Raw genomic sequence first — 6,815 nt, 5'->3', positions numbered from 1 at the left:
TTCGACGGAGGAGGAGGTAAGGCCGGCGGCCCCCATGTCCTGGATGGCGACGATGGCGTCCGTCCCCATCAGTTCCAGGCAGGCCTCGATCAGAAGCTTCTCGGTAAAGGGGTCGCCGACCTGCACGGTCGGGCGCTTCTCTTCCGAATTTGCGTCGAATTCGGCCGAGGCCATGGTCGCGCCATGGATGCCGTCCCGGCCCGTCTTGGAGCCGACATAGACGACCTGATTGCCGATGCCGGCCGCGGCCGAGAGGAAGATGCGGTCCCGCGGGGCGATGCCGACCGTCATGGCATTGACGAGCGGGTTGCCGTCGTAGGCGGCATGGAAGTTCACCTCGCCGCCCACTGTCGGCACGCCGACGCAATTGCCATAGCCGCCGATGCCGCGCACGACGCCATCGACGATACGCTTGGTGCGGGGGTTCTCAGGCCGCCCGAAGCGCAGCGCGTTGAGGTTGGCGACCGGCCGCGCACCCATGGTGAAGACGTCGCGCAGGATGCCGCCGACACCCGTTGCGGCACCCTGGTAGGGCTCGATGAAGCTCGGGTGGTTGTGGCTCTCCATCTTGAAGATGGCGGTCAGCCCCTCGCCGATATCGACGACGCCGGCATTCTCGCCCGGACCGTGCACGACCCAGTCGGCCTTGGTGGGCAGTTCCTTCAGCCAGACCCGGGAGGATTTGTAGGAGCAGTGCTCCGACCACATGACGCTGAAGATGCCAAGCTCGGTGAAGGAGGGCTGGCGGCCCATGATGGTCAGGACGCGGCCATATTCCTCGGCATTGAGGCCGAATTCGCGGGCGAGTTTCTCGTCAACCGGGCGCTGGCTCATGCCGCAAGCCCTTCCACAATGCTTGCGAACATCGGCAGGCCATCCACCCCGCCCATCAGCGGGTCAACATAGTCTTCGGGATGGGGCATGAGCCCCAGGACACGGCGGTTCTCTGAAAAGATGCCGGCGATATTGCGCTGGCTGCCGTTCGGATTGGTCTCGTCAGAGACGACGCCCTCTGCATTGCAATAGCGGAAAGCGACGAGGCCATCGCCCTCCAGCCGGTCGAGGGTCGCGGTATCCGCGACATAGTTGCCGTCGCCATGGGCGAGAACGACACGGATGACGGAACCCTGGTCATAGCCGCTGGTGTAGAGGCTGTCCGTCTGTTCGACCTTGAGGTGATGATCCTGGCCGAGGAAGCGCAGGCCCGCATTGCGCAGCAGCGCGCCGGGCAGCATCCCGGCTTCGGTCAGGATCTGGAAGCCGTTGCAGACACCGAGCACAGCGCCGCCGGCGTCTGCGAAGTCGCGCACCGCCCGCATCACGGGGGACTGCGCCGCCATGGCGCCACAGCGCAAATAGTCGCCATGGCTGAAGCCACCGGGCAGGACGATGAGATCGAGCGGCGGGAGGCTGGTCTCCTTATGCCAGATCATGACGGGCTGGCGCCCGCCTGAGACCTTTGCCAGCGCGATCGCCATGTCGCGCTCGCGATTGGTGCCCGGAAAGAGAACGATGCCGGCCCGCACGCTCATCTCAGACAACCTCGACCCGGTAGCTTTCGATGACGGTATTGGCGAGCAGCTTGTCCGCCATCGCCTCGGCGGCGGCCTGCGCCTTCGCTGCATCGGTCTCGGCGAGTTCGAGTTCGATAATCTTGCCGGCGCGGACTTCGCCCACGCCGTCGAAGCCCAGGGTTTCCAGCGCATGGCCGATGGCGCGACCCTGCGGGTCCAGCACGCCGGGTTTCAGCATGACGGTGACGATCGCTTTCACTGCATGATCTCCGGGCCCTTCATGTCGCGCATGCCGGCTTCGGGCAGAATGCCGAGACGCTTGGCCACTTCCTGATAGGCTTCCTCGACCTTGCCGAGGTCGCGGCGGAAGCGGTCCTTGTCCATCTTCTCGTTGGTCTTGCTGTCCCAGAGACGGCAGTTGTCCGGGCTGATCTCGTCGGCGAGGACGATGCGCATCTCGTCCTCCTCCCACAGCCGGCCGAATTCGAGCTTGAAATCGACCAGGGTGATGCCGACGCCCAGAAAGAGACCGGACAGGAAATCATTCACGCGGAGGGTGAGGGAGACGATGTCGTCCATATCCGGGGGCGTCGCCCAGCCGAAGGCGGTGATGTGCTCTTCCGCCACCATCGGGTCGTTCAGGCCGTCGTTCTTGTAATAGTATTCGATGATCGAGCGGGGCAGGCGGGTGCCTTCCGGGATGCCGAGGCGGGTCGACAGGCTACCGGCCGCGACATTGCGCACAACGACCTCGAGCGGAATGATCTCGACCTCGCGGATGAGCTGCTCGCGCATGTTGAGACGACGGACGAAATGCGTCGGCACGCCAATTTCGCCGAGCCGCAGCATGAGGAATTCGCTGATCCGGTTGTTCAGCACGCCCTTGCCTGTGATGACGCCCTTCTTCTGCGCGTTGAAGGCAGTCGCGTCGTCCTTGAAATACTGGACGAGAGTGCCGGGCTCGGGGCCTTCGAAGAGGATCTTCGCTTTTCCCTCGTAGAGTTGTCGGCGACGGGCCATGGCGAGATCCTTGGGTCTTCTCCAAGACGGCGCGGGCAGGGCACGCACCGCCAGGATGGGGAACGAATTTGCGCTGGGCTATAGCAGCGTCATTTTGCAAGAGGTAGGGCGGATGTGCGTAGCATCATCCGCCGGAACGGGTGGCTCGCCCCGGATGGCCCTTGGGGCGGTCTCTCAGGCGGCCCGGATGATGGCAAGAAAATCCTCGGCCACCAGGCTCGCCCCTCCGACCAACCCCCCACCCACCTCTGGCAATGCCAGGATTTCCGCGGCGTTGCCCGGCTTCATCGAGCCACCATAGAGAATGCGCGCGTCGGCGGCCGTCGGCCGCGCGCGCTTCAGCTCCGCGCGGATGAAGGCGTGCATCGCGGTGATGTCGGCCGCGGTCGGGACCTTTCCAGTGCCAATGGCCCAGACCGGCTCATAGGCGACCACGCCGACGAAATCCTGTGGCAGGCTGCCTTCGAGCTGGTGGGCGACAACCTGCTGCTGCTGCCCGAGATCACGCTCCTCGGCGGTTTCGCCGACGCAGACGATGGGGACGAGCCCCGCTTCGAGGGCGGAACTCACCTTGCAGGCGATCAGCGCATTCGACTCTCCCTGGTCGGCGCGCCGCTCGGAATGGCCGAGGATGACGTGGGTCGCGCCGACGTCGCGCAGCATCAGCGCCGAGATCTCGCCGGTATGGGGGCCAAATTTCCCCGTGTGGCAGTGCTGGCCGCCAACGGCGATGCCGCTTCCTGCAAGGATCGCGGCGACGGCGGCGATTTGCGTTGCGGGCGGGCAGATCAATACTTCGGCCGCGGCATCGCCGAGCCCGTGGCGAATGCCCCGCGCGAGCGCGGCGCTCTCCTCCGTCAGCCCGTTCATTTTCCAGTTTCCGGCGATCAATGGCCGCATTCTTGTTCCTCCCATGGAGCCGTAAGGCTGGGGCGCAGTTAAAGCCAGGAGCGGGAACTGGCAAAGTGGCGACGCTCTGCCTATGGTGCGCCCCCTTCCATGTGAGGTCCCGTAGATTCCGATGCTCGCTGTTTTCCGCCGCTCGCTCAATACTTGGCCCGTCCGCGTCCTCTTCGTCCTGCTGATCGCGGCATTCGGCGTCTGGGGCATCGGTGACGTGCTGCGCAATCTCGGCAATGACGGCTCGGCCGCGAAGGTCGACGGCCAGGCGATCAGCCCACAGCAGGTCGCGGGTGCCTATCGCCAGCAGCTGGAACAAGCGACCCAGCAGATGGGCGGCCCGGACCATGTGACGGCCGAGATGCGCATGATGCTCGCCGAACAGGCGACCGCGCGCCTCGTTGCCCAGGCGGCGATCGACCATATGGCGAGAGGCATGGGCCTTGCCGCCCCGAACGCGACCGTGCAGCAGGCGGTCTTCGGGATGGACGCCTTCAAGGGCGCGGACGGCAAGTTCGACAAAACCCAGTTCGATCAGGTGCTGCAGGCCAACGGCCTCAGCGAGACGGAATTCCTGCACCTCATGCAGGGCCAGATCATCCGCAATCAGCTGCTGAATTCGATCAGGGCGGCGGTCACGGCGCCTCCGGTCATGGTGAAGACGGCCTATGCCTTCCAGAATCAGACCCGGACGGCCGATCTCGTGCAGCTTCCCTTCGCGGCTGCCCCGGCGCCGGCCGCGCCCTCGGATCAGGTGCTGCAGCGCTGGTACAAGAACCACCCGAGCGAGTTCAGCGCCCCCGAATACCGCCGCATCACTCTCGTCATCCTGAGCCCCGAGTTTCTTGCCCGGGACATCACGGTGCCCGATGCCGATGTTCAAGCCGCTTACCAGCGCATGGTGGCCGAAACGCCGCCCAAGCCCGAAACCCGGACGGTCGATGTCGTGCTCGCGCAGGATCAGAAGGCGGCGCAGGCGATCGCCGCGCAGTGGCAGGGCGGGGCGAGTTGGGACGCGGTTCAGGCGGCCGCGAAGGCTGCCGGCGCGACCTCGCTCGATCTGCCCAACATCACCCAGGCCCAGGTGCCGAGCGAGGCTCTGGGCGAGGCCGCCTTCAAGGCCAAGGCCGATACCGTGACGGGTCCGGTCTCGACCGGCGCCACCTCCTGGGCAGTCTTCAAGGTTTCCAACATTCAGTCGGGCGGCGCGGCCCAGAGTTATGCCGAGGCGGCCCCCGGCCTGCGCCAGACGATCGCCCGCCAGCGGGCGGTGGCACTCGTGAACAAGCGGGTGAATGCGCTGCAGGATGCGCTGGCCGGCCGCACGCCGCTGGAGAAGCTGCCCGCCAACCTTGGGCTTGCCGCGCTGCAGGGCTCGATTGACAGCAGCGGCCTGACGGAACAGGGAACCCCCGCCCCGATCCCCGGCACCGCGGCGGTCCGCCAGGCGGTCGTGGATCAGGCCTTCAAACAGAAGGTCCACGAGGCCGCCACCCTCATCAACGGGCCGGATAACAGCTACTTCGCGCTGACCGTGGACGGCATCACCCCCGCTACCACCAAGCCCTATGCCGCCGTGGAGCAGCAGGTCCTCCAGTCCTGGACGGAAGCGGAGCGGCGGCGGGAGCAGAATGTCGCGGCGACCGCGATGCTGCAGGCGATGAAGGGCGGGCGGACGCTGCAGGGCGTGGCCGATGCCAAGGGCCTCACCGTCACCACAACCCCGGCGCTGACCCGCCAGGGACAGGTGCCCGATGGCGTTCCGCAGAACCTCGTCGCGCCGCTCTTCTCCCTCGATCAGGGCGCCAGCACCATGATCGAGACGCCGGAGGGCTTCGTCGTTGCTCAGCTCAAAAGCGTCAACACGCCGGACCCGAAAGCCGATCCGGTGGGCTACGACCAGCTGCGCGCCTCACTTTCCAGCGCGCTGGCGGACGACATGCAGGCGGTTTTCGCCGGCGTCGTGACGGCCCGCGCCAATCCGCGCATCAATCAGGCCGTGATTCAGCAGATTGCCCAGCCCTGACCTTCCATAGAGAACGAAAGACAGTCGAGATGACCGCCTTAGGATCCGCTCAAGCCTTCCGCGCCGCCTATGAGGCAGGGAAGGGCGCGCTGGTCTGGCGCGAGAGCCCGGCGGATCTGGAAACTCCGGTCGGCGCCTTCCTCAAGATCGCCCATGGCAAGCCGCATTCCTTTCTGTTGGAAAGCGTGGAGGGCGGCGCCTCGCGCGGGCGCTATTCCGTCATCGGCATGGAGCCCGATCTGGTCTGGCGCTGCGAAAAGGGGCAGGCCGCCCTCAACCGCAGGGCGCTGACGGCAGCGGACGCTTTCGTTCCGGAGGAGCGGCCCGCGCTCGACAGTTTGCGGGCACTGCTCGCCGAAACCAGGCTCGATCTGCCGAACGGCATGCCGCCCATGGCGGGCGGTCTTTTCGGCTATCTCGGCTACGACATGGTGCGGCTGATGGAGCGGCTGCCCGAGAAGAATGCGGACGTGCTCGGCCTGCCCGAGGCGATTCTGATGCGGCCGACGGTCTTTGTGATCTTCGACAATGTGCGCGACGTGATGACCTTCGCGGCCCCGGCCTATCCCCGGGCCGGCGTTTCGGCCGAGCAGGCGCAGATGGAGGCGGAGGCGCGGCTCGACCGCGTGGAGCACGGGCTGCTGCAGGCGGTGCCGCTGCCCGCAGGCCCAGCGGGTGAGGTGACGCTCGGCGAACCGCAATCGAACATGACCCGGGACTATTTCGAGGACATGGTCGTGAAAATGAAGGACTACATCGCGGCCGGCGATGCCTTCCAGGTGGTGCCGAGCCAGCGCCTGTCACTCGCATTCCCGCTGCCGCCCTTCGCGCTTTACCGGGCGCTGCGGCGGATCAACCCGGCACCCTTCCTCTTTTTCCTCGATTTCGGCGACTTCTCGGTCGCCGGCAGCAGCCCGGAAATCCTGGTCCGGCTGCGGGACGGGTTGGTGACGATCCGCCCACTCGCCGGCACCCGGCCGCGTCATCCGGACCCTGTGGAGGATGCCCGGCTGGAGGCGGAATTGCTGGCCGACCCGAAGGAACTCGCCGAGCATTTGATGTTGCTCGATCTCGGGCGCAACGATGTCGGCCGCGTCTCCGAACTCGGTTCGGTTCGCGTCGTGGAGAGCTTCGTCATCGAACGCTTCAGCCATGTCATGCATATCTCGTCGATGGTGCAGGGCAGGATCCGGCCCGATCTCGATGCGCTGGACGCGCTGATGGCGGGCTTTCCCGCCGGCACGCTGTCTGGCGCGCCGAAAGTGCGGGCGATGGAGATCATCGAGGAGTTGGAGCCGGTGCGCCGCGGCATCTATGGCGGTTGCATCGGCTATTTCGCGCCCGACGGCACGATG

At 66.1% G+C, this 6,815-nt stretch carries 7 protein-coding genes; 2 read left to right on the top strand and 5 right to left on the bottom strand.

Features of this window, described 5'->3' with window-relative positions; genetic code table 11:
* The 5 genes from VL752_RS21895 to tpiA form a co-directional block, all read right to left on the bottom strand.
* Positions 1 to 834 (bottom strand): AIR synthase related protein (locus VL752_RS21895; protein WP_325358737.1); only part of this gene is annotated, 834 nt, incomplete at its 3' end.
* Positions 831 to 1,526, bottom strand: a complete 696-nt coding sequence (purQ, locus tag VL752_RS21890) for a phosphoribosylformylglycinamidine synthase subunit PurQ (protein ID WP_325358739.1) — start codon at positions 1,524 to 1,526, stop codon at positions 831 to 833. The genes VL752_RS21895 and purQ, both read right to left, overlap by 4 nt.
* Positions 1,527 to 1,533: 7 nt before the next feature.
* Entirely contained in the window at positions 1,534 to 1,773 is a 240-nt protein-coding gene (gene purS / locus VL752_RS21885; RefSeq protein WP_325358735.1) for a phosphoribosylformylglycinamidine synthase subunit PurS, read from the bottom strand.
* Positions 1,770 to 2,534: a phosphoribosylaminoimidazolesuccinocarboxamide synthase gene (purC, locus tag VL752_RS21880; protein WP_325358733.1), complete on the bottom strand. Its 765-nt coding sequence runs from the start codon at positions 2,532 to 2,534 to the stop codon at positions 1,770 to 1,772. The genes purS and purC overlap by 4 nt, the downstream gene beginning before the upstream one ends.
* A gap of 174 nt (positions 2,535 to 2,708) precedes the next feature.
* A complete protein-coding gene (tpiA, locus tag VL752_RS21875) occupies positions 2,709 to 3,434 on the bottom strand; it encodes a triose-phosphate isomerase (protein WP_325358731.1) in 726 nt (241 codons plus the stop codon).
* Between the two features lie 121 nt (positions 3,435 to 3,555).
* Between tpiA and VL752_RS21870 the strand changes: the two genes are divergently transcribed.
* Entirely contained in the window at positions 3,556 to 5,460 is a 1,905-nt protein-coding gene (locus VL752_RS21870) for a SurA N-terminal domain-containing protein (RefSeq protein ID WP_325358729.1), read from the top strand.
* Between the two features lie 29 nt (positions 5,461 to 5,489).
* Positions 5,490 to 6,815 (top strand): anthranilate synthase component I family protein (locus VL752_RS21865; RefSeq protein WP_325358727.1); only part of this gene is annotated, 1,326 nt, incomplete at its 3' end.

It is taken from the genome of Acidisoma sp., from assembly GCF_035492295.1.
Taxonomy (GTDB): domain Bacteria; phylum Pseudomonadota; class Alphaproteobacteria; order Acetobacterales; family Acetobacteraceae; genus Acidisoma.
This window is presented reverse-complemented; position numbering and strand designations above follow the sequence as displayed.

What these genes read in the sequence shown, in the direction of transcription:
- tpiA (WP_325358731.1), bottom strand. Translation starts at nt 3,434, where the DNA reads ATGCGGCCATTGATCGCCGGAAACTGGAAAATGAACGGGCTGACGGAG.
- purC (WP_325358733.1), bottom strand. Translation starts at nt 2,534, where the DNA reads ATGGCCCGTCGCCGACAACTCTACGAGGGAAAAGCGAAGATCCTCTTC.
- VL752_RS21870 (WP_325358729.1), top strand. Translation starts at nt 3,556, where the DNA reads ATGCTCGCTGTTTTCCGCCGCTCGCTCAATACTTGGCCCGTCCGCGTC.